This window comes from uncultured Ferrovibrio sp. (assembly GCF_937960835.1).
Lineage (GTDB): Bacteria > Pseudomonadota > Alphaproteobacteria > Ferrovibrionales > Ferrovibrionaceae > Ferrovibrio.
In genome coordinates, this window is record NZ_CALGPC010000006.1 from 574,047 (window position 1) to 595,851 (window position 21,805).

The 21,805-nt window shown below is 60.5% G+C and carries 15 protein-coding genes; 12 read left to right on the top strand and 3 right to left on the bottom strand.

Annotated features, from left to right (window positions below):
* Positions 1 to 107 precede the first annotated feature (107 nt).
* The 7 genes from Q0603_RS07140 (at position 108) to Q0603_RS07170 (ending at position 11,095) form a co-directional block, all read left to right on the top strand.
* Complete coding sequence (locus Q0603_RS07140; RefSeq protein ID WP_298724038.1) at positions 108 to 761, top strand: polysaccharide biosynthesis/export family protein; 654 nt, start codon at positions 108 to 110, stop codon at positions 759 to 761.
* Complete coding sequence (locus Q0603_RS07145) at positions 761 to 3,055, top strand: polysaccharide biosynthesis tyrosine autokinase (RefSeq protein ID WP_298724040.1); 2,295 nt, start codon at positions 761 to 763, stop codon at positions 3,053 to 3,055. The genes Q0603_RS07140 and Q0603_RS07145 overlap by 1 nt, the downstream gene beginning before the upstream one ends.
* A 4-nt stretch (positions 3,056 to 3,059) precedes the next feature.
* A complete protein-coding gene (locus Q0603_RS07150) occupies positions 3,060 to 5,492 on the top strand; it encodes a glycosyltransferase (RefSeq protein ID WP_298724043.1) in 2,433 nt (810 codons plus the stop codon).
* Positions 5,493 to 5,886: 394 nt separating this feature from the next.
* Positions 5,887 to 7,281 carry an undecaprenyl-phosphate glucose phosphotransferase gene (locus Q0603_RS07155; RefSeq protein ID WP_298724045.1) on the top strand — a complete coding sequence of 465 codons (1,395 nt, stop codon included), beginning with the start codon at positions 5,887 to 5,889 and terminating at the stop codon, positions 7,279 to 7,281.
* Positions 7,282 to 7,285: 4 nt separating this feature from the next.
* Positions 7,286 to 8,470: a glycosyltransferase gene (locus tag Q0603_RS07160; protein ID WP_298724047.1), complete on the top strand. Its 1,185-nt coding sequence runs from the start codon at positions 7,286 to 7,288 to the stop codon at positions 8,468 to 8,470.
* Positions 8,467 to 9,834 (top strand): hypothetical protein, encoded by a 1,368-nt coding sequence (locus tag Q0603_RS07165; protein ID WP_298724049.1) that lies wholly within the window; start codon positions 8,467 to 8,469, stop codon positions 9,832 to 9,834. Before Q0603_RS07160 ends, Q0603_RS07165 begins: the two co-directional genes overlap by 4 nt.
* Positions 9,835 to 9,892: 58 nt before the next feature.
* On the top strand, positions 9,893 to 11,095 hold the full coding sequence (locus tag Q0603_RS07170) for a right-handed parallel beta-helix repeat-containing protein (protein WP_298724051.1): 1,203 nt from the start codon (positions 9,893 to 9,895) through the stop codon (positions 11,093 to 11,095).
* A gap of 72 nt (positions 11,096 to 11,167) precedes the next feature.
* On the opposite strand, the gene Q0603_RS07175 is transcribed toward Q0603_RS07170, so the two are convergent.
* From Q0603_RS07175 to Q0603_RS07185, 3 genes are all read right to left on the bottom strand, one after another.
* On the bottom strand, positions 11,168 to 12,103 hold the full coding sequence (locus Q0603_RS07175) for a GDP-L-fucose synthase (RefSeq protein ID WP_298724054.1): 936 nt from the start codon (positions 12,101 to 12,103) through the stop codon (positions 11,168 to 11,170).
* The gene (gmd, locus tag Q0603_RS07180; protein WP_298724056.1) at positions 12,093 to 13,157 is read right to left on the bottom strand and encodes a GDP-mannose 4,6-dehydratase; all 1,065 of its coding nucleotides are present in this window, start codon (positions 13,155 to 13,157) and stop codon (positions 12,093 to 12,095) included. The genes Q0603_RS07175 and gmd overlap by 11 nt, the downstream gene beginning before the upstream one ends.
* Positions 13,158 to 13,249: 92 nt before the next feature.
* On the bottom strand, positions 13,250 to 14,476 hold the full coding sequence (locus Q0603_RS07185) for a glycosyltransferase family 4 protein (RefSeq protein WP_298724058.1): 1,227 nt from the start codon (positions 14,474 to 14,476) through the stop codon (positions 13,250 to 13,252).
* 212 nt (positions 14,477 to 14,688) lie between these two features.
* Here Q0603_RS07185 and Q0603_RS07190 point away from each other — a divergent pair, with 212 nt between their 5' ends.
* From Q0603_RS07190 to Q0603_RS07210, 5 genes are all read left to right on the top strand, one after another.
* Positions 14,689 to 15,933: a glycosyltransferase gene (locus Q0603_RS07190; protein WP_298724059.1), complete on the top strand. Its 1,245-nt coding sequence runs from the start codon at positions 14,689 to 14,691 to the stop codon at positions 15,931 to 15,933.
* A gap of 202 nt (positions 15,934 to 16,135) precedes the next feature.
* Positions 16,136 to 17,911 (top strand): N-acetylglutaminylglutamine amidotransferase, encoded by a 1,776-nt coding sequence (locus Q0603_RS07195; protein ID WP_298724061.1) that lies wholly within the window; start codon positions 16,136 to 16,138, stop codon positions 17,909 to 17,911.
* A 15-nt stretch (positions 17,912 to 17,926) separates the two neighbouring features.
* Positions 17,927 to 19,684, top strand: a complete 1,758-nt coding sequence (gene ngg / locus Q0603_RS07200) for an N-acetylglutaminylglutamine synthetase (protein ID WP_298724063.1) — start codon at positions 17,927 to 17,929, stop codon at positions 19,682 to 19,684.
* 12 nt (positions 19,685 to 19,696) lie between these two features.
* Positions 19,697 to 20,830, top strand: a complete 1,134-nt coding sequence (locus tag Q0603_RS07205) for an osmoprotectant NAGGN system M42 family peptidase (protein ID WP_298724065.1) — start codon at positions 19,697 to 19,699, stop codon at positions 20,828 to 20,830.
* A 103-nt stretch (positions 20,831 to 20,933) separates the two neighbouring features.
* Complete coding sequence (locus tag Q0603_RS07210; RefSeq protein WP_298724067.1) at positions 20,934 to 21,803, top strand: fumarylacetoacetate hydrolase family protein; 870 nt, start codon at positions 20,934 to 20,936, stop codon at positions 21,801 to 21,803.
* Positions 21,804 to 21,805 lie beyond the last annotated feature (2 nt).

Genomic DNA, 21,805 nt, shown 5'->3' on the forward strand with positions numbered 1-21,805 from the left:
CCTGTTTGGTCACACCGGACTGGTCTCTTTGTTGGTAAGAGCTAAATCCAGCGCGGTCGCACTTTTGCGGCGCCGCGCTGGTTTTAGCCTTCACAGAGACACCAGCCATGATGAACCTCTACAGCATCGTACAAGCGATAGCGGCCTTGCGGCGCTATGCCGGCATTGCCGCGATGCTTTGGGCGGCTACCTTCGTCGCTCTCGATTCGGGTTGGGCTCAGACCAATCAGACCCCGGCCGGGCCGATATCGGCATCACAGCAGTCGCAGCCGACGACCGCCCTGCCGGGACAGCTCACCGAAGGCTACACGCTCGGATCGGGTGACCGCGTCCGCATCACCGTATACGGGCAGCCTGAACTGACGGGCGAATTCCAGGTCGATGGCAGCGGGATGCTGTCCTATCCGCTCATCGGCCAGGTGCAGGCCGGCGGCTTGACCGCCAAAGGCCTGGAGCAGGCGCTGATCGGCAAGTTGAAGCCCGATTATCTGAAAAACCCCAGCGTCAGTGTGGAAGTGCTGACTTACCGACCCTTCTACATCGTCGGCGAGGTGCGCACCCCGGGCAGCTATCCGTATGTCTCGGGGATGACCATCATCAATGCCGTCGCGCTGGCAGGCGGGTTCACCTATCGCGCCAGGGAGAACTCCTTCTACCTCACCCGCACCGGTGAAAACGGCGAAAAGCAGAAACTCACCGCAACACCTGAAACGCCGGTGCTTCCCGGAGATGTCATAACCGTTCGCGAGCGATACTTCTAATGGCCTTACCTGACCGCCTCCGTCCTCGGTGGCAACCGGCCGCGCATGCTGTCGGTACGCCTGCAGCTCCTCCGCCGGTTTACGCGGCTCCGCCGCCTGAACCTCCCACCTTCCTCGATGTGCTGCGCAAGCTGTGGCGGTACCGGCTGATGATCCTCGTGATCACGGCTGTCTTCGCTGCGCTCTCGGTGGTCATCGTCAAGCAGATGCCGTCCTACTACGTGGCGGAGTCGCGTGTTCTGGTCGGCCTGCCGCCGATGCGGGCCCTGAATATCGAAGCGATCATCGCCGATATGAGCCCGGACTCAGATCGGGTGCAGAATGAAAGCTTCATCATCATGTCGCGCGACATCGCGCGGCAGACCATCGAGAAGCTTGGGCTGATCGAAAACCCGGAATTCAATCCGTTGCTGCGCGAGCCGTCGCTGCCGGCGAAGATCGTGTCCTATCTGAATCCGCTCAACTACCTGCCAGAAAGCTGGCTGGCTGCATTGCAAGGCAATCAGCAAACGGCGGGCGAAGATCCGATCAGCCCAGAAGAGCGTGAGATGAATATCGTCATCGACACGCTGCTGAACCGGATCGAGGTTGCGACACTGGGCCGCTCGCATGTGCTGAGCATCCAGGTGCAGTCGCAGGATCCGTATCTGGCCGCCAAGGTTGCGAATACCCTTGCCGATGCTTATCTCGCCCGGCAACGCGCAGATAAGGTTGCGGCCACCGAAGAGGTTGAACAGTTCCTGGCCGAACGCATTGCCGCCTTGCGCCAGCAGGTGGAGGAATCCGACCGTGCTGTCGAGGAATACCGTCGCGCCAATGGCCTGTACAAAGGCGCTAATGTCGGCGTCACCACCCAGCAACTCACTGAGTTGAACACCCAGCTCATCCTGGCGCAGACCGCGAAGGCTGAGGCGGATGCGCGCTTGAGCGAAGCCATGGCGCTGAGCAAGACAGGCTTAACAGGCGAAAGCGTCCCTGAGGTGCTGAACTCCACCACCATTCAAGGCCTGAAGCAACAGGAGGCCGCTGCCGCCGCGCGCTTGGCTGAACTTTCCGAAGAGTTCGGGCCGCAGCATCCGCAGGTGATTCGCGCCAAGGCCGAAGTGGCCGACGTGCGCCGCAAGATCCGGGCCGAGATCAACAGCATCATAGGAGGATTGCGTCACGAAGCCCGCACGACCGGTGCGCGTTATGAAGCCCTGCGCCAGAATTTCGAGCGGTTGCAGAACCGCCTGGGTGGCGTAAACGAGAAGCAGATTCGGCTGGATGCGCTGGAGCGTGAAGCGACGGTGAACCGTAATCTGCTCGAGCAGATGCTGAGCCGCGCCAAGGAGACCATCGGCCAGGATCAACTGGCGAAGCCGAATGCGAAGCTGATCTCGTCGGCGGCGCCGCCGAATTTCCCGGCCTTCCCGCCCAAGACACTGATCGTCTTCCTTGGCGTGCTGGGCGGCGCATTGATTGCCATCATCATCGCTCTGTTGCGTGACAGCGCTGATATGACCTTCCGGCGCGGCGATCAGATCGAAGCCATGACTGGCCTGCCGGTGCTTGCTCTTGTGCCCGCCATGCGCGGGCGGATGGAGCCGGTAGTCCATGTACTGCGACGGCCGATCTCGCCCTATACCGAGGCACTGAGGAAGCTGCATATCGGCCTTGAGCTGTCGGAAGCCGCAGAATCACCCAAGACGGTGATGTTCGGCTCGGCCGTGCCTGGCGAAGGCAAATCGGTGCTGGTTGCCTCGCTTGGCCGCATGCTGGCGAGCCAGGGGCGGCGTGTGCTGCTGATCGACTGCGACTGGCGTAATCCCCGACTGCATCAGCTTTTCCGCTGCGCCAATGGCCGCGGCCTTGCGTCGCTGCTGCGGGACGAGGAGGACAATCTGGACCGGGCGATCTTCACGGACTCTCTTTCAGGCGTCGATGTGATCCCCGCCGGCATGTTCACGCCGGAGGCGATGCGCTATCTCACCTCCGAACGTATGCGCCTGATCCTTAATGCTCTGGCGCCGCGTTACGACCTCATTCTCATCGATACAGCACCGGTGCTGGTGGGGGCGGAGGTTCTGACGCTGGCCCGCATGGTCGACAAGGTCGCCTTCGTGGTCCGCTGGGGCAACACCAAGCGCGAAACTGTGATGGATGGACTGAAGGAGCTGGTCGAGGTCAACGCGGATGTGGCTGGCATCGTGCTGGCACGCGTCGACCCCAAGCAGTACCGCAAATATGCGGTCAGCCATTTGAGCTACGAATACGAAAGACCGATGCTGGTTAAGACTGCCGACTGGGCATAGTCGCATGGCCAATCCGGTTCTGATCGTCACTCAGCATTTCAAGCCTGAAGTGATCGGCTCTGCGCCCTATTGCTCCGACATGGCGGAGTGGCTGGCGCAGCGCGGGCGGGCGGTAACGGTGCTGACCGGCCCTGCGCATTATCCCAACCTGTCCGATTTTCAGGCGTTCAATGCATCGGCGCCAAAGCGGGTGGTAGAGCAGGGCGTTGTTATCGAGCGGTTGCGGAACTGGATTCCACGCAAGCGGTCGGCAATCTTGCGGATCATCAGCGAATTCCTGTTTTTCGTCGCAGGTGTCTGCGCATTGCTGAGTGGCCGCATACGGCGGCACGATCTAGTCATATCGTTTTCGCCGTCCATCTTCGCGGTCATGCTGGGCGTGCTGGCGACGCGGCGGAAGGGACATCATGTCGCCGTCGTGCATGACATTCAGTCCGGCCTGGCAGCCGGGCTGAGCATGGTGCGATCCGGCTTCATGCTGCGCCTGATGCGCTGGTGCGAGCGTATCACGCTGAACCGCACCGCTGCGGTCTTCGTTCTGACGACGGAGATGCAGAATCAGCTGCGGCAGATCGGCGTCGAGGTGCCGATCGAAATCATGCCGATATGGGTCGATACCGACCGGATCCAGCCGCGCCCGGTAAACGACGATCGCGCTGCGACGCTGCTCTACAGCGGCAATCTGGGCCGCAAGCAGGGCCTGGAGCAGGTGATGGCGCTGGCTGAAGATCTGGCATCCCTGCGGCCTGAGGTGAAACTTCTGCTGCGCGGCGATGGCAGCGAGCGCCGTGATCTGGCGTTGATGGCGGCTGACCGCGGCTTATGCAACGTGCAATTTGCCGATCTGCTGCCGCGCGACGAACTCAACGACGGCCTTGCGGTGGGCGACATTCATTTGGTGCCGCAAAAGCCTTCGGCGGCCGATTTCGCCATTCCTTCGAAAATCTACAGTATTATGGCCGCGGGCCGGCCGTTCATCGCAACTGCCCACCCGGGTAGTTCGCTGTGGCGGTTGTGCAAGGAAACCAACGCCTTCATCTGCGTTCCGCCGAACGACCGCACAGCGCTGTCGGATGCCACGCTCAAGCTGCTCAATTCGCCGGGCCTGCGGCGCGATATGGGTGAAAATGGCCGGGCCTTCATCGAGCGGGCGCATTCAAAACAAATGTTGCTGACCAAGTTCGGCGAGACCCTGCAGCGTCTGGAAACTGTCGGCAGTCTGGAGCCGCAGCGGCTGCGCGTGCTGGTGCTGGAGCCGGACAAGGATGGTCATCCCCGCGAATGGCTGCTGCACCTGATGCATAACCTGGCTGGCCAGGAGCAGATTGAGGAAATCTGGTTCGTAGTCGCAGGAGAGCTGCGGCGGGCCTTGATGGATGACGTGCCGGTCAGCCTGCGCGACCGCATCCGGCTTGTATCCTTGAGCCCCAATGAACAGCGGTTCTGCACCCATCGGATGCTGCCGGTCAGCGGGTTCTCCCGCTGGTGGGTGATGCGGCGTTATCTGCGTCTGACGGGAGCCGATGTCGGCTGCTTTCTGTCACTCGACCACTTGTCGCTGCCGCTGGCCTTTGGGCTGGGCGCAGCGGGGCGCAAGCTGAGCGGCATCCTGTTCCGTCCTTCAGTGCATTATCCGTCCCTTGGTGCCTATCGGCCTACGCTGGCGGAACGGATCCGCGATCTTCGCAAAGCCGTGCTCTATCGGTTGATGCTGTTGAATGGCGCGCTCAATGTGGTTCTGTCGCTCGATCCGTTCTTTCCCGATTATGCCGCCCGCCGATATCTTGGCGGCCACAAGGTTCATGCCCTGCCGGATCCGGTATATCCACCGCCCGCGGCTTCCTCGGCCCTGACCTTGCCGATCCCGCTACCCACGGGACGCGTTGTGTTCCTCCTGTTCGGAGTGTTGACTGCGCGCAAGGGCATTCTTCATCTGATGATGGCGCTGCGGCAGTTGTCACCTGAGATGGCGTCGCGTACGGCGGTGGTGATCGCCGGCAAGGTCGCCCCGGAACTGGGCGAGCAGCTGGCCCAGCAGCAGGCCGAGCTGGCGCGCGATCAGCCCGATCTTTGGCTCCATCTTGAGGATCGTTGGCTCAGCAGTGACGAGATTAATGCCTTGGTCAATCGCTGCGATGTCGTCCTGGCGCCGTATCAGCGTTTCGTGGGGTCGAGCGGCGTCGTGCTTTGGGCAGCGCGCGCGGGCAAACCGCTGTTGACCCAGGATTACGGTCTGGTCGGTAGGCTGGTACAGGATTACCGGCTGGGTCTGGCGGCGGATGTGACGCAGCCCGCCCAATTGGCGGCCGCTATCGAGCAGATGGTGGCAAAGGGGCCGCAGCATTTCATCGATGCGGCGGCGGCGCGGAACTTCATTTCTGACCGTACGCCCGAGGCCTTCGCCGCGCATGTCTTTGGCAGTTTGCGCACGTCTTGAGCGAGAAGCAGTGCCGCTTCTGCACGGCCTCAGCTTAGTCACAACACCGTTTTAGGGCCTTGTGGCACATCGGACAGCAGATCTTCGGCACTGCAAAAGCCGAAGATGCGCGTTCCAACTTTGAGTGGCAAAGGGGCTATACATGGCGCAAGACGTCCTTGTCAGGCCATTGGCCGACAGCCGATCCAAGGTGATTGCATACCCGGCCGACCGGCGGGCCACGCCACGGCCGGTCGCCTACGCCGTTTCCGCTCGCAATGCCGACACTCGTGCAGGCGAGGCTCGAAGTGAGACTTGGAGTAGCGAAGGACGGGCAGCTCCTGCGCATATCCATGCCCAGTTCAAACAAGCGGGCATCCAGACATTTGCCCGCTCGGCACAGGTTGCCAAGCCCGTGTCGTTTGCCATCGTTGCCGGCATCCTGCGTGCCTTCGATGCGGCGGTTGCTGTGATTGCTGGGCCTTTGGCCCTGATTGCCGTGTCAGACTGGGCGGTCCCGGCGGCTTATGACCTGCTGGTCTGCGGCTTCGGCGCTCTGCTGCTGATCAACCTCATGCATCTGTCGGGGCTCTATCGCATCGAATTCACGCGGCGGCCATACATGGCCGTCTGCCGGCTGGTCTTGGCCTGGACCGTTACTGCAGCTGCCGTCGCCATTCCTCTCCTTTACGGCCTCTCGTCGCCGCAGAGCCAGGGATTGTGGCTGCTTGCCTGGATCGGCGGCGGATTTGCCACAACATCGGCGGGGCGTCTGGTTCTCGCCGGCGCTATTCAGCGCTGGCGTGAGCAGGGGCGGCTGCGCCAGCGTGTGGCGGTGCTGGGCAGCGGCCCGATCGGCCAGCGGCTGCTGCGCCGGATCAATGCCGAGGCCGATCCGGATGTTGAGATCGTTGGTGTCTATGACGACCGGCTGTCCCGGCTGGCCTCCAGCTGCATGGGACATCCCATTCGCGGCACAGCCGATGATCTGATCGAGCATGTCCGCCAGCGGCGGATCGATATGGTGGTTGTCGCTCTGCCCTTGTCGGCCGAACGGCGCATGGACGGCCTTCTGGCAAAGCTGCGTCAGGTGGCGGTGGATGTCTGCCTCTGCCCCGATCAGTTCGGCTTCCGGCTGCCGCGGGTTCAGCTGCAGAAGCTGGCGGGCGTTTCGCTGCTCGGTGTCGAGGAACAGCCACTGCGCGATTGGCGCGGCGTAGCCAAGTCGATCGAAGACCGTATTGTAGCGGGCGCGATCCTCGTCATGATCGCGCCGATCCTGGCGGCGATCGCCATTCTCATCAAGCTGGACAGTCCGGGGTCAGTTTTCTTCCGGCAGAAGCGCTATGGGCTGAACAACCAGCTCATTGAGGTGCTGAAATTCCGTACCATGTATCAGCATGCAACCGACGCCAATGCCGAACAGCTCACGCGGCGCAACGATCCGCGCGTCACGCGGCTCGGTGCTTTCCTGCGTCGCACCAGCCTTGATGAGTTGCCGCAATTCATCAATGTGCTGCGCGGAGAAATGTCGGTGGTCGGCCCGCGGCCGCATGCGCTGGCGGCCAAGGCGGGAGGATTGCTCTATCAGGATGCCGTTCCGACCTATTACGCACGCCACCGCATGAAGCCAGGCATCACCGGTTGGGCCCAGATCAATGGCTGGCGTGGCGAGACCGAAACCGTGGAGCAGATCGAAAAGCGGGTCGAGCACGACCTGCATTACATAGAGAATTGGTCTGTATGGCTCGATCTGACGATCATTTTCCGCACGATCTTCGGCGGATTCACAGGAAGGCAGGCATATTAAGACTATGCGATGCCTTTGGCTGACCTTGGCCAATCCGGAACCAAGGCATAATGGTCAGTACGTCTATTCAGGTGGCCTGATCGACGCAGTAACCGCAACCGGAGCGCAGATTGAAGTATTAGGGCTGGCGAGACTGGGGGATACCTCCCATCATGGGCGATGGGACGGATCGGTGCGCTGGTGGCTGGCAGAGCCTCATTCGCGGCCCAGCTGGACGAGCCTTATGTCGTCTCTGCCGCATATCGCCGACCGAGGCTGGACCCCGGAACTGCGCAAGATGCTGAAAGAGCGGCTTGAAGCCGATCGCTGGGATGTCATCGTTTTTGATGGCATCTCCGCCGCTTGGGCGCTGGATCCGGTGCTGCGCCATTATCGCAATGGTCGTCGGCCGAAGATCGTTTATGTCTCGCATAATCACGAGGCCAGCGTCAGGCGTGGCATTGCGCGCAGCCAGACCCATATTCTGAAGCGTCAGGCACTGGCGTACGACGCCGCCAAGGCCGGCATTCTGGAGCGTCGGCTGGTTTGGGCCGCAGATCTGATCACTGCGATCACGCCGGAAGATCGCGATCTTTATCTGAAGGACCGGCCGGATGTCCGCATTGAGGTCATTACGCCGGGCTACGATGGCTTCCGGCTAGCCGAGCGCCGCATCACCGAAGCGCTGCCGCGCCGGGCCATCATAGTCGGAAGTTTCGACTGGATCGCCAAGCGCATGAACCTTGAGGAATTCGTCGCTGTCGCCGATCCGCTCTTCGCTGCCCATGGCGCGGAGCTGCAGGTGGTTGGCAGCGCCGACGAAACCTTTTTGGAAAGGCTGCGTCCACAGGTCAAGGCCACTACCTTTACCGGCACCGTGCCGGACGTGGATGGCTTCATGCGGGAGGCGCGGATCGCCCTGGTTCCGGAGCGCCATGGCGGCGGCTTCAAGCTGAAGGTTCTCGACTATGTCTTCAACCGGATGCCCATTCTGGCGCTTAACGGCTCGGTCGCTGGTGTGCCGCTGCAGAACGAGGAAAGCATCCTTCTCTACCCGAATCATGAGGCGCTGGCACGCGGTGTTCTGAGGGTCATCGATGACTTTGATCGCTTGAACAGTTTGCAGGACCGCGCTTTTGATGCGTGCAACAGCTATTTCGACTGGACCAGCCGGGGCCACCAGCTCGTCAAAGCCGTGGGGTCATTATGATTGCGGCGACTGCAGAGCGGCGTTTAGGTGGCGTCGACCTGGCGCTGCTGATCATCTTTTTCATCGGGATTTATCTCGGTGTTTCAATCCCTGTCGCGCAAGGCGTGCCTTTCCCGTCGGCACCTTCCGGATTGGCGGGTATCGTTCTGCTCTGGCGCCGCCGCGACCGCATCGTGCCGCTGCATCTGTCGGTGCTGTTGATGGTGATCGTCATCTATATCGCGGCGATCCTGTCGGCCACGGATTATGGATTTCTGGGGAAGCGATTCACGGGCCTGATCCAGCTCGTTTACTCCCTTGTAATCGGCTATGCGATGTTTCTGACCATACTGGAGGCCAGCCGCAAGCAACTCGCAGGCCTGTTCTTCTGGTTCCTCGTCTTCATCGTCGTCGGTTGCTTCCTCGAGCAATACACGCCGCTCAAGGCAGTGAGCGATGCCGTGCGGGTGACGATCTACGATCACGGCGTCTATGAATCCGACCTGCGAGACCAGATGCTCTACGGCAAAGTGCGGCCGAAGCTGTTTACCTCCGAGCCTTCGGCGGTGACGTTTGGCTATACGCTGTTCCTGTCGGCCTGGTTCATCATCACGGCCACTCGCTGGCGCCTCCTGATCTTCGCGGCATTCCTGGGTATCGGCCTGGTCGCGATGCCTGGTCCGACGCTGTTGCTGGCGCTGCTCGTACTGCCGCCGTACTACTTCTTCATTACGCCACTGGTGACGCCACGCCACCGGCTGATTCCGGGATACCGGACTGCGATTTTGATCGTCGGCGCGATCCTGCTGATCGTTTTCGTCCTGCTCGGTACGACGCTATTTGCCGAGCGCTTCAACCAGATCGCCTCCGGCGAGGATCCCAGCTTCTTCTATCGCGTGATCGGCCCGGTCCTGGTCGCGATGGAAGTGTTGCGGGTCTATCCCTGGGCCGGCGCCGGTCTTACGGGCGAGCCCTTCATCAACGAACTGGTGATCAACACCTTCGTCAAATCGGCCCATTACTCGGCAGCCTGGAAGTTTAGCAAGGTGTCCGAGGTGATCACCAACTATTTCTGGCTGCACTGGATATATCTCGGTTTGGTCTGGGGCATTGTTGTGCTGGCGGCGCACACGGCCTGGCTGCGGGTTCTGAGCGTGCCCAGCGTGCTCTTCTGCTGGGCTTTCTGGGTGATCTTCGGTCAGGCCTCCGGCGCCTATGTCGGCCCCAAGACCTGGGTGGTTCTTCTGCTGGCTGCCGGATTAAGTATCGTCTGTACCCGCGTAAGCGGCCCGACCGTGGTGCCGGTGCCGCAGGCGCGCCATCAGATCAGGCAGCTACGTGTCGGCAACAGACTACGAAATCCCGGTTTGGCCCATCATCCCTGAGGTTGTTATGGATAGACGGCATATCCTTTCACTCGGTAGCGGTGCGGCACTAACAGGCATGCTCACATCGTCTGCCTTCGCAGCGCCAAAGGATGCCAGTACCCTTCGGCCGGGCCGGACATTGTCGGCCGCAGAATTCGGGGTGGTCGGAGACGGCTCCACCGACGACACGCCGGCATTGCAGCGCGCAATGGATGCCACCTTTCTCCACGAACATCCGGGCATCCTAACAATCCCGCCAGGTAATTACCGGATCAGCCGCACCTTGCGGATCGCGCCGCGCAATCACATGACCCGCAACAGTGGCATCATCGCCCATGGTGCCCGGCTAATCTCAACCATCGAGGACGGCAGCAATGTCGTCGAGCTGGAAAGTAACGCGACCGTACGCTTCGTCCTTGTCGAAGGGCTGGAAATCAAAGGCTCGGGGAAAGACGGCCATGGCATCGCCATCACCTGTGAGGTTAATGGAAAATACTTCTACAATTTCTGCCTGCGCGATGTGTTCGTGCAGAATTGTGGTGGCGATGGCTGCAATATGGTCGGTAATATCTTCGAAGGGCAGCTGATCAACTGCTACTTCCGCGACAATCGTGGCAATGGCGCTACCTTTGCCCACGGCAAGAATGCCGGCATCCTTTCCGCCGTTCATGTCTTCGGCAGTATCTTCGGCGGCAACGGCAAGCATGGCGTCGAGATGCGCCGCTGCTATGACATAAGCTTCAACGGCTGCTATTTCCTGCTGAACAAGCAGTTCGGTCTGCTGGCCGACAACGGCTGCACCTTGCTGTCCCATTGCGGCTTTGAGAATAACCACGAGGCGGCCAAGGATTTCTCATCTGGCGATGCGGGGATTTACCTGCGGAATTTCGGCACCCTGGTCGGCTGTACGGCCTATTCGATTTATAAGCAGACCGGCCTTATCCGCACCTATATCGCGACCCAGTTGACCATGGTGGGATGCACTGGCATGGGCGGTGGCAAGGCCAAGGGCGCGGGCCTCGCCAAGCTCAGCGGCAACAGAGAGAAGGCGCAGGCCACGCTGATCGGCTGTCTGGGCCGGGTGGAGACGGAAAACGGCTTTGAGGCGATCGAGATCGCAGGCGGCGACGGCGGCATGCGATTCGGCTCCGACTGGCGCAGTCGCAATTTGCCGCGGCTCGGCGAGTACCGGCTTTGGGTGGATGCTCAGGGGCGGCTGCGGATCAAGAAGGGTGCGCCGCAAACCGACGAAGATGGTGTCCCCGTCGGCGGCGCGTAAAGGCTGACGGTATCTTTAGGCCCGTACCAGCGAAGGCCGGCCTTCCTGGGTGATATCCGACGGGGCGATATTCTATACATACCAGCGATAGGTCTGACGCAGGCCGTCCTCAAGCGAGGTCTGCGCCCGCCAGCCCAGTTTGGCCATGCGGCTGACATCGACCACTTTGCGCGGCGTGCCATCAGGCTTGCTGGTATCGAACGCCAGGCGGCCGCGGTAACCGACCACTTTTCCGATCGTCTCGGCCAGCTCGCGAATGGTCACTTCCTGACCGGAGCCGAGGTTGATGATCTCTTCCTCGGAATAGTTCTTCATGGCGAAAACGATGCCATCGGCGGCATCGTCCGCATAAAGGAATTCCCGCAGCACCTTGCCGCTGCCCCAGACCTCCACCGTTTCTGTCTCCTGCACATAGGCGCGATGGAATTTGGCAATCAGCGCTGGAATCACATGGCTATGCATCAGATCGAAATTGTCGCCCGGACCATACAGGTTGGAGGGCATCACCGAAATGAAGTCGCAGCCATACTGACGCCGATAGGCTTGGCCCAGCTTGATGCCGGCGATCTTGGCGACGGCGTACCATTGATTGGTCGATTCCAGTTCGCCCGACAAGAGGGCCGATTCCGGAATGGGCTGTGGCGCCATGCGAGGATAGACGCAGGACGAGCCAAGAAAGACCAGCTTTTCGACATTGTAACGGTGCGCCGCCTCGATGACATTCGCCTCGATCATCAGGTTATCGTAGATGAATTCGGCGGGGCGCGTGTCGTTGGCGTGGATGCCGCCGACCCGGGCGGCCGCGACGAACACGGCCTGCGGCCGGGTCTCCCGCATCCAGAAATTCACCTGCTCGGCCGAGCGCAGATCCACCTGCTGACGGGATGCCGTCAGAATAGTGCAATCCTCGCTTTTCAGGCGCCGCACCAGAGCCGAGCCGACAAGGCCGCGATGGCCGGCAACCCATACACGCTTGCCAGCCAGGGAGTAGGGGACTTTATCGGGCATTGCTGTACTCGCTCTGCTGCAAGCTGATCCGGTCGGCTTCGACCATTTCAGCAACCAATTGCTCGAAGGTCGTCTTGTGCTCCCAGCCGATCTGCTTCTTGGCCTTCTCCGGGTTGCCGAGCAGGAAGTCCACTTCGGTCGGCCGGTAGTAGATCGGATCGACGGCGACTAGCACGTCGCCGGTGCGATTGCAGTGGCCTTTTTCATCGACGCCCTTACCCTCCCAGACGATCTCGCGATCGATGTGGCGGAAAGCAAGTTCGACGAATTCGCGCACCGAGTGCACTTCGCCGGTTGCCAGAACGTAATCGTCTGGCTTGTCCTGCTGCAGGATGCGCCACATGCCCTCGACGTAGTCGCGAGCATGACCCCAGTCGCGCTTGGAGTCGATGTTGCCGAGATAGAGGCATTTCTGCAGCCCCTGCTCAATCGCGGCCACGGCGCGCGTGATCTTGCGAGTCACGAAAGTCTCGCCCCGGATCGGCGATTCATGGTTGAACAGGATGCCGTTGGAGGCGTGGATGTTATAAGCCTCACGGTAGTTCACCGTGATCCAGTAGGCATAGAGCTTGGCTGCAGCATATGGGCTGCGCGGATAGAAGGGCGTCGTCTCACGCTGCGGGATTTCCTGGACCTTGCCGAACAGTTCCGAGGTCGATGCCTGGTAGAAGCGGACGCGATCTTCCATCTTGAGGATGCGGATCGCTTCCAGGATGCGCAGGGTGCCCAGCGCGTCGGTATTGGCGGTGTATTCCGGCGTCTCAAAGCTGACCTGAACGTGGCTTTGCGCCGCCAGGTTGTAGATTTCGGTGGGCTGGGTTTCCTGGATCAGGCGAATGATGTTGGTGGAATCTGTCATATCGCCGTAATGCAGAAAGAAGCGGACACCTGGCTCGTGCGGATCGCGATAGAGGTGATCGACTCGCTGGGTGTTGATCGATGACGATCTCCGCTTCACACCGTGAACCACGTAACCCTGATTCAGCAGAAATTCGGAAAGATAGGCACCGTCCTGTCCAGTGGCGCCGGTAATGAGTGCTACTTTGTCGACCATGAGTACGTCCTCTGTCGTTGTTTTGTCCGGGGTGGTCCGGGGGCGGCGACCGGCGTCTTCGCGCCGGTTCGCCTGCACCATGGGGCGTTTCCTCAAACGAATGCGATACGTTGCGCGGCGATGTCCCAGGAGTAGGAGCGAAGGACATGCTGCTGGCCGCTGATACCCATGCGGGACAGCCGCTCGGGATCCGAGATGGCGTCAAGAATGGCGGCGGCGACCGCCTCGGGCTCGGCCTTGTCGACCAGGAAGCCGTGCCGGCCATCCTCGGTGATCTCGGGCAAACCATTGCGGCGGAGTCCGAGCACCGGGGTGCGTGACAGCAGCGCCTCAAGATAAACCTGGCCCCAGGGATCGTTCAGCATCGGCTGCGTGAACAGCGTGGCGTCCCGAAACAGCTGCTGCAGTTCCGTCCAGGGTACATGGGCGCGGAAGATGATTCCTGGCTCATCGGGTACGAAGGGCCGGCTGCGCTCGTCGCCCACGATGGTCAGGGTCAGATCCGGCCGGTGTGTCCGGGCAATGCGGAAGGCATCCAGCAGCAGATGCCCGCCCTTGGCAGCGAACAGGTGTTTCGCCACGAAAAGCAGCCGGGGCTGGGTGTAATCCTTTGGCTCGTGGTTGGGCTCGATCTCTCCCATCCCCGAGCCCACCGCCGTCACCTTCTCGGCAGGAATGCCGTAATGGTCAATGATGTGATCGCGGACATAGGTGCCGAAGGTGAAGATATGCTCAGCACAAGCGAGCGACTCCGCCTCCAGCAGATCGAAGGCCTCCACCGCACGAGGACGATAGCTGTCCCGGTCCGGACGATACAGGAGGGACAGAGCCCAGGTCTGATCGCAATAAAGGTAATGCTTTAGCTCAGGCGCATGGCGGCTGGGCAGCAGATCCATCGTGCCGGTATGGATGACATGCTGGATGCCGCGCCGGCGCAGGGCCAGCGCAAGGCGATCCGCGGCATGCCGTCGTGCGGGCGGCGAGCGGAGCACGGCCTCGCTGTTGCGTGGTGCGCCATAGCCGCGCAGCGTGTAATGGGCAGCCAGCACGGCCAACTCGCCGCGTGGGATGCCGGTGCTGAATCCCTCCACGGCCACGCCGTATTGCTGCAGCCGGCGGGCGATGTTGAAGGGAGCCGAAGACCATGTCCGGCGATCCAGCGGATCGCCGAAAATGCTGCAGATAGCTGCGCGCTCGAAGCGCAGCTTCTTCCCGGCCAAGCCGGAGCCATGGCCGGAGACGTCGCGGAATCCCGAAACTCCCGGAACTGATCCGGGCAACTCAGGAGCCGTGTGGGCGGGCTCGACGATCGTAGTCACATGGAACCTCAAGGGGATGGCGGTGGCGACATAGTCCTGTAGGGCCCGTGGGCTTGCCAGTGATCAACCTGTGACTGGCGGTAACGGACGACCCCAGAGACGAGGCCGCGCGAAAGTGTGAACGCACGGATTAGTCACAGTTTTCTAGTTGGCGCGCCTTATTTCGTCGGTGATTTTTGGAGGTTGATTTCCAAGAGTTAGGAGGAGGACTGGTGATCGCGTACCTAGGCATGCCACGCAAGATCGTCTACTTCACACCAGAGATCAGTGACACGAGCACCATCACGCGCGCAGAGGCCTTGCTGGAGCAAGGTAGTGAACTCGTCGTGATCGGGTTTCGCCGTGACCGCTACAACACAGAATTCCAGCCGCCCTGGCGCTGCTTAACACTTGGTAGAACCCAGGATGGCCGCTACACGCAGCGGCTGTTCGCGTTGCTAGCCGCCCTGCCTGGGCTGATTGCGCATCGTCGAGTCTTCCAGGATGCGGATATCTTCTACGCCCGAAATATTGACCAACTGCTGCTTGCGCTTTTTGCCAGGCTGGTGATCCGCAGGGCGGTTCCGATCATCTATGAGGTTCTCGATATCCAGCCGATCTTCGTGGGAACGGGGCTGATGTCTCGCCTGATCCGCGCGGCCGAGCGATATGGCCTGCGGAAAACAGATCTTCTCGTGGTGTCATCGCCCGCCTTCGTCCGCAATTATTTTGCCCCGATCCAGGGCTATAGCGGCTCGTGGTATCTGTTGGAAAACAAGCTGCCGCTTTCGATACAGCGCATACCCGATGCCACGCCGGCAAAAAGGGGAATTGGTGTTCCGCGCAGCGATGGCTATCGATGGACAGTGTCATACTGCGGATTGATCCGGGGACATGACACGATAGACCTGATCGTCCGGCTGGCCGAGCGCCTGCAAGGCGTGGTGCTTTTCAAGTTCTATGGCGTGCTGACGACGGTGGATGGTGAGTATTTTAATGCAGCCATCTCCAGATTGCGCAACATGGTCTATGAAGGCCCTTATATAAATCCGGACGATCTGCCGCGGATTTACGGAGATACCGATTTCTGCTGGGCGCTCGATCTCGAAAACACCGAGCATAATTCCCGCTGGCTGCTGCCCTGCCGCTTCTATGAGGCCGGTTATTTTGGCGTGCCTTGCCTTGCCGCCAATGGATTTGAGGTGGGGAGCCTTGTTGATCAGTTGGGCGTGGGATGGAGCTTTCCAGAGCCATATATTGAGTCGCTCACGAAATTCTTCCTGACAGTCACGCCGGCGGAATATGAGGAAAGGCAGGCGCGGCTTTTAGCACAACCAGCCGACCGATTCGTTGCCATTGAAGACACGGCTGATCTTCTCGAAGCATTCGACCATGCACGTGGTCAGGAAAACGCGAAGAACATGAATGAGATAAAACCTGCGAGGGTTTTAAATAAGCAGATCAATCCTGACGGGTGAGAGCCGGCGTCCCCGTCATCTTATCCTCCGATTTGCGCCATAAAATCGGCCATCTTCCGAGCATAAATTTGAAATCGAAGCGTGTGGCTCTACGTCATCCTGCACGCTTTCCTATCCTGATTCTGGGCAGCTTCCAACGAAGCCGCCCACGCGACATTACCGCCAGCATCGTCTGGCGAGGCAAATCACTCTTGGAGATCCGATGTGCGGCATTAGCGGCGAAGTCCGATTCGATGGCAGTCATGCAGATATTGCTTCTGTAGCACGGATGACAGGCCGGCTCGCGGCGCGCGGGCCTGATGCTGCGGGTTATGCCGCCCAAGGCCGCGCTGCGCTCGGTCATCGCCGGTTGAAGATCATCGATTTGAGCGAGCGCGCACAGCAGCCGATGGTGGATTCCGAACTGGGTCTGACATTGGCGTTCAACGGATGCATTTACAATTATCAGACTCTTCGCAAAGAGCTTGAAGGCCTGGGATACCGGTTTTTCTCCGAAGGCGATACGGAAGTGGTTCTCAAGGCATGGCATGCCTGGGGGATCGACGCGCCGAAACGCTTCTATGGGATGTTTGCTTTCGCGGTGCTGGAACGCGAAACAGGCCGGCTAGCCCTGGCACGTGACAGGCTCGGGATCAAGCCGCTTTATCTGGCCGAAAAGCCAGGCAGGATGCTTCGCTTCGCATCTTCGCTTCCGGCGTTGCTGGCGGCCGGGGATGTGGATACCAGCATCGATCCGGTGGCTCTGCACCATTACATGACGTTTCATGCCGTCGTGCCGGCACCTTTTACAATCCTGAATGGGATCAAAAAGATGCCGCCGGCAACGGTCGCGGTTTTCGAACCCGATGGCCGGCGCACCAACCACGTCTATTGGACCGTTGATTACGACCGCAGCGCGGCGGACGTGGAAACCGAGGCATCGGTCTGGGAGGAGAGGGTTCACGCAAGTCTCAAAACCGCTGTCGAGCGCCGCATGGTCGCTGATGTTCCTGTCGGCGTGCTGCTGTCCGGCGGCCTCGATTCCAGCTTGATCGTCGCGTTGCTGGCCGAAGCTGGTCAGACAGGGCTGAAGACTTTCTCCATCGGTTTTGAGGAGGCCAATGGCGAGAAGGGCGATGAATTTGTTTACTCTGATCTGATCGCTCGTCATTTCGGCACCGAGCATTACAAGATATTCGTGCGGTCCAAGCGGCTTTTGGACGCGCTGCCGAAAGCAATCGATGCCATGTCGGAGCCGATGGTCTCCTATGACAATGTTGGTTTCTTCCTGCTGTCGGAAGAGGTGTCCCAGCATGTCCGCGTGGTGCAAAGCGGCCAGGGCGCCGATGAGGTATTCGGCGGCTATCATTGGTATCCGCCTCTCCTCGACTCAAACGACCCGGTCCGTGATTATGCGCGGGTCTTCTTCGATCGCGACCACGCGGAATATCTGCAGGCAATCAATTCCGCCTACGCCACGGAAGATTACAGCACGGCTTTTGTTGCCGGCCATTTCGGGCTTCCCGGCGCCAGCAAGGCAGTAGACAAGGCTCTGCGCCTGGACAGCCTGGTGATGCTGGTGGACGATCCGGTCAAGCGCGTCGACAACATGACCATGGCCTGGGGGCTGGAAGCGCGCGTGCCCTTCCTCGACCACGATATTCTGGAGCTGGCAGCTCGCATACCGCCGGAGCAGAAACTGCGCGATGGTGGCAAGGGGATACTGAAGGATGTCGGCCGCAAACTGCTGCCGCATGAAGTCATAGACCGTCCTAAGGGGTACTTCCCGGTTCCCGCACTGAAATACATCGAGGGTCCGTATCTGGAAATGGTGCGCGACATTCTGCATGGCAGCCGCGCCCGCGAGCGCGGCTTGTTTCAGCGCGATTACGTCGATCAGCTGTTGAATGACCCAAAGGGCCATATCACGCCGCTGCGGGGCTCGAAGCTTTGGCAGGTGGCTCTGCTGGAGATGTGGCTGCAACAGCACAACCTTTAAGGCTGGGAGGAGATCATGGCGACAGTGGCGCCTAACCGGGAGCAACAGGCGATGCGGGATGGGGATACTCCTCTATCGCTGCAGCAATGGGGGGCGCCGCCGCGCGCCGTGCGCCGTCGTGCGGCGACGGTGGATTGCGGCTGGGGCCGTCTATTGTTCGGCCAGACATTCGATAGTCCAGAGCAGGTTGCCGATCGCCTTCTGGAGGAAACCGTCGGCGAGCGCGATATCGCTTTCTATGTGCGCGAGCCGCATGTGGTTCTGTCCATGGCGCCGCAGGCGCTATTTCTCGACCCGTCGCATGCCTTCCGGTTACAGCTTGATGCGGAATTGCCGGAAGACGGAGATCGCGGTGTTGTCGTTAGGCAGGCGACCGGCGACGATGAGACGGAGATTAACCGTCTTTATGCGGCGCGTGGAATGGTTCCCTTGCGGGAAGGATACTGCGCCGATACGCACCCGGCTGTTACTCTCCTGGTGGCGGAAACCGCATCCGGAGAGACGAAGCAGATACTCGGCGCGGTGATGGGGGTCGATCATGTGACGGCCTTCCGCGATCCGGACAATGGCGCCAGCTTATGGGCTTTGGCCGTCGACCCGCAGGCGGCACAGCCGGGCATTGGGCGCACCCTGACGGTGGAACTGGCGCGTCATATGCAGAAGGCTGGCCGCAGCTTCCTTGATCTCTCGGTGATGCATGACAATGAACAGGCCATTTCGCTTTATCGCCAACTGGGTTTTACCCAGATTCCGGTTTATTGCGTCAAGACGCGGAATTCCATCAATCAGAAGCTCTATATCGGTCCCGCACCGGATGCGCATGTAAACATCTATGCGCGGATCATTATCGATGAGGCCAGGCGCCGTGGCATTGCCGTCGATATCGAGGACGCCGCCGCCGGCATCTTCACGCTGACCCATGGGGCGCGCACGGTATCGTGCCGTGAAAGCCTGAGCGACTTCACCACGGCCGTAACGATGAGCCGCTGCGACGACAAGGCGCTGACCCGCCGGTTGCTGCAGCGCGCTGGCCTGGCGGTGCCCGACCAGATCGAGGTGCGTACGCCTGAGGATGCCGTCGGCTTCCTGGAGAAATACCGGCGCATCGTGGTCAAGCCAGCCCGCGGTGAGCAGGGCCGGGGTGTTTTCGTCGACTTGCGGCGGCGCCATGAGGTTCTCGTGGCCTATGAAACGGCGCGCCGGTTGAGCGACATGGTCATCGCCGAGGAATTTGTTACCGGCGACGATCTCCGCGTCATCGTCATCGATGGAGAGGTAGTTGCCGCCGCCATCCGCCGGCCGGCCACCGTGGTGGGCGATGGCGTGCTGACGGTGATCGAGCTGATCGAGAAGCAAAGCCGCCGCCGCGCGGCTGCCACGGGTGGCGAAAGCCGCATTCCGCTGGACGAGGAAACCGAGCGTTGCGTCCGTGCCGCCGGTTTCGGCTTCACCGACATCCTGCCGCAGGGCGAGGGGCTGGCCGTGCGCAAGACGGCCAATCTTCATACCGGCGGGACGATCCATGATGTGACCGAACATCTGCATCCGGTCATCGCGGAGGCTGCCATCAAGGCGGCCTCGGTGCTGCATATTCCCGTGGTTGGCTTTGACTTCATCGTCCGCTCGCCAGATCAGCCTTACTATCGGATCATCGAGGCCAATGAACGGCCGGGCCTTGCCAATCACCAGCCGCAGCCGACGGCGGAGAAGTTTGTCGACTTCCTGTTCCCGGAGACGAAGTCCTCCTGGCGCCAGGTCCGCGGCAGCCATTGATCGGACCGCTGCATGAAGGCGTTGTCGATCGATCGCGACTATCTGCTCCAGGTGCTCCGTTCGCTGCTTATGATCCCCAGCCCCAGCGGCATGACCGATGCTGCGGTGGCTTGGGTCTGCAGCGAACTCGAATCGCTCGGCATCCCATTCGAACTGACCCGTCGCGGTGCCATCCGCGCCGATTTCAAAGGTACTCGCAGCTCGCCCGACCGCGCCATAGTCTCGCATCTCGATACGCTGGGTGCGATGGTAAAGGGTTTTCGCCCCAATGGCCGGCTGGAAGTGGTGCCGATCGGTACCTGGTCAGCGCGCTTCGCGGAGGGGGCGCGATGCAACGTGCATACCGATCTGGACACCATGATCCGGGGCAGTATCCTGCCCTGCAAGGCCTCGGGCCATGTCTATAACGAGGAGATTGATACCCAGCCGGTTTCCTGGGCTAATCTAGAACTGCGTCTGGACGAGCGCGTATCCACCGCAGATGAGGCCCGTGCGCTGGGCATTCACGTAGGGGATACGATCTCCATCGATCCCATGCCGGAATTTCTTGACAACGGCTTCATCGTCTCGCGCCATCTCGACGATAAGGCCGGCGTCGCCGCCATGCTGGCCGCTGCCAAGGCGATCTGCGAATCCGATGCCAAGCTGCCGATGGATTGCCATCTGATCTTCACGATTTCAGAGGAAGTCGGCGTAGGCGCATCGACCGTATTGCATGGCGATGTCGCCGAGCTGGTTTCGATCGACAATGGCACCGTGGCACCAGGGCAATATACCAGCGAATACGGCGTCACCATATCGATGCAGGATTCCAGCGGGCCTTTCGACCGGCACCTGACGCGCAGCCTGCTCGATATCTGTGCCAAATACCGCATCGAGCATGCACGCGATGTATTCCGCTACTACCGCAGCGATGCTGCCTCTGCTGTGGAGGCGGGCAACGATATTCGCACGGCGCTGGTCTGCTTCGCGCTCGATTCCTCACACGGCTATGAGCGGACGCACGTCAAGTCGCTGGAGGCTCTGGCGCAACTGCTTTGTTATTACATGCAATCCAAGCCGCTTTTTGCACGCGACAAGACAGTGCTCGGCCCCCCGGGTGACCTTCCTCCGACGCGGGCAGATATTTCCGGCACCACCGACTGAGATCATTCGCCTTGTTTCCTGGTTGCGGACTCTGGCTACATCCATCTATTGATAGTGGCCATAATCACGTCAGGGCAGTCTGCTGCCCATCTAGGGAGGTGAAATGCGTTTATGCCGTTTCAATCGCGACCGGATCGGCGTCGTCGAGGGCGAGGCCGTCTATGACATCACCGCCCTGTTCGATGTGCAGCCGGCATGGCCGTTGCCCCACGGCGACTGGATCGTGCGGCAAATGCCTGAGGTGCTGCCGAAGATACCCGGCTATGTCAGCGAGCAGAAGCCATTTCTGCTCAGTGGGATCCGCCTCGAAAGCCCTGTTGCCAATCCTGGCAAGATCATCGGCGCGCCCATCAACTACCGTGCCCATATTGACGAAGCCAATGCCGACAAGGCGATCAATCACGGCAAGACCTTTACATCGCTGGACCAGTACGGCCTGTTCATCAAAGCCAATTCAGCTTTGATAGGCCCCAGTGAAGAGGTGCAGCTCAGCTTTCCGGACCGGCGCAACGACCACGAGGTCGAACTGGCTGTGGTGATCGGCAAGGAAGCGCGTTTCGTGAAATACGATCAGGCGCTGGATTACGTCTTCGGCTATTGCATCGGCCTCGATATGACGATCCGCGGTCCGGAATTTCCTGGCTTCCGCAAATCACTGGATACCTTTGCCGTGCTGGGGCCATGGATCGTGACCAAGGACGAGATCGCCGATCCCAACAAGCTCGGCCTCAGCATCAAGGTGAATGGCGAGTTCCGCCAGAACTCCAACACCAGCTATTTGATTTTCGATGTGCAGAGACTGATCGAATACGCTTCCCGTTTCTATACCCTGTATCCCGGCGACGTGATCATGACCGGCACGCCGGAGGGGGTATCTCAGGTCAATCCCGGCGATGTGATGGAAGCCGAGATCGAGGGCATTGGCCGTATGCAGATCGCCATCGCAAGGGATTGGGGCACGCCCCGGCTTTAGGC

What these genes read in the sequence shown, in the direction of transcription:
- gmd (WP_298724056.1), bottom strand. Translation starts at nt 13,157, where the DNA reads ATGGTCGACAAAGTAGCACTCATTACCGGCGCCACTGGACAGGACGGT.
- Q0603_RS07165 (WP_298724049.1), top strand. Translation starts at nt 8,467, where the DNA reads ATGATTGCGGCGACTGCAGAGCGGCGTTTAGGTGGCGTCGACCTGGCG.
- Q0603_RS07195 (WP_298724061.1), top strand. Translation starts at nt 16,136, where the DNA reads ATGTGCGGCATTAGCGGCGAAGTCCGATTCGATGGCAGTCATGCAGAT.
- Q0603_RS07140 (WP_298724038.1), top strand. Translation starts at nt 108, where the DNA reads ATGATGAACCTCTACAGCATCGTACAAGCGATAGCGGCCTTGCGGCGC.
- Q0603_RS07145 (WP_298724040.1), top strand. Translation starts at nt 761, where the DNA reads ATGGCCTTACCTGACCGCCTCCGTCCTCGGTGGCAACCGGCCGCGCAT.
- ngg (WP_298724063.1), top strand. Translation starts at nt 17,927, where the DNA reads ATGGCGACAGTGGCGCCTAACCGGGAGCAACAGGCGATGCGGGATGGG.
- Q0603_RS07170 (WP_298724051.1), top strand. Translation starts at nt 9,893, where the DNA reads ATGCTCACATCGTCTGCCTTCGCAGCGCCAAAGGATGCCAGTACCCTT.
- Q0603_RS07175 (WP_298724054.1), bottom strand. Translation starts at nt 12,103, where the DNA reads ATGCCCGATAAAGTCCCCTACTCCCTGGCTGGCAAGCGTGTATGGGTT.
- Q0603_RS07160 (WP_298724047.1), top strand. Translation starts at nt 7,286, where the DNA reads ATGCGATGCCTTTGGCTGACCTTGGCCAATCCGGAACCAAGGCATAAT.
- Q0603_RS07205 (WP_298724065.1), top strand. Translation starts at nt 19,697, where the DNA reads ATGAAGGCGTTGTCGATCGATCGCGACTATCTGCTCCAGGTGCTCCGT.
- Q0603_RS07210 (WP_298724067.1), top strand. Translation starts at nt 20,934, where the DNA reads ATGCGTTTATGCCGTTTCAATCGCGACCGGATCGGCGTCGTCGAGGGC.
- Q0603_RS07150 (WP_298724043.1), top strand. Translation starts at nt 3,060, where the DNA reads ATGGCCAATCCGGTTCTGATCGTCACTCAGCATTTCAAGCCTGAAGTG.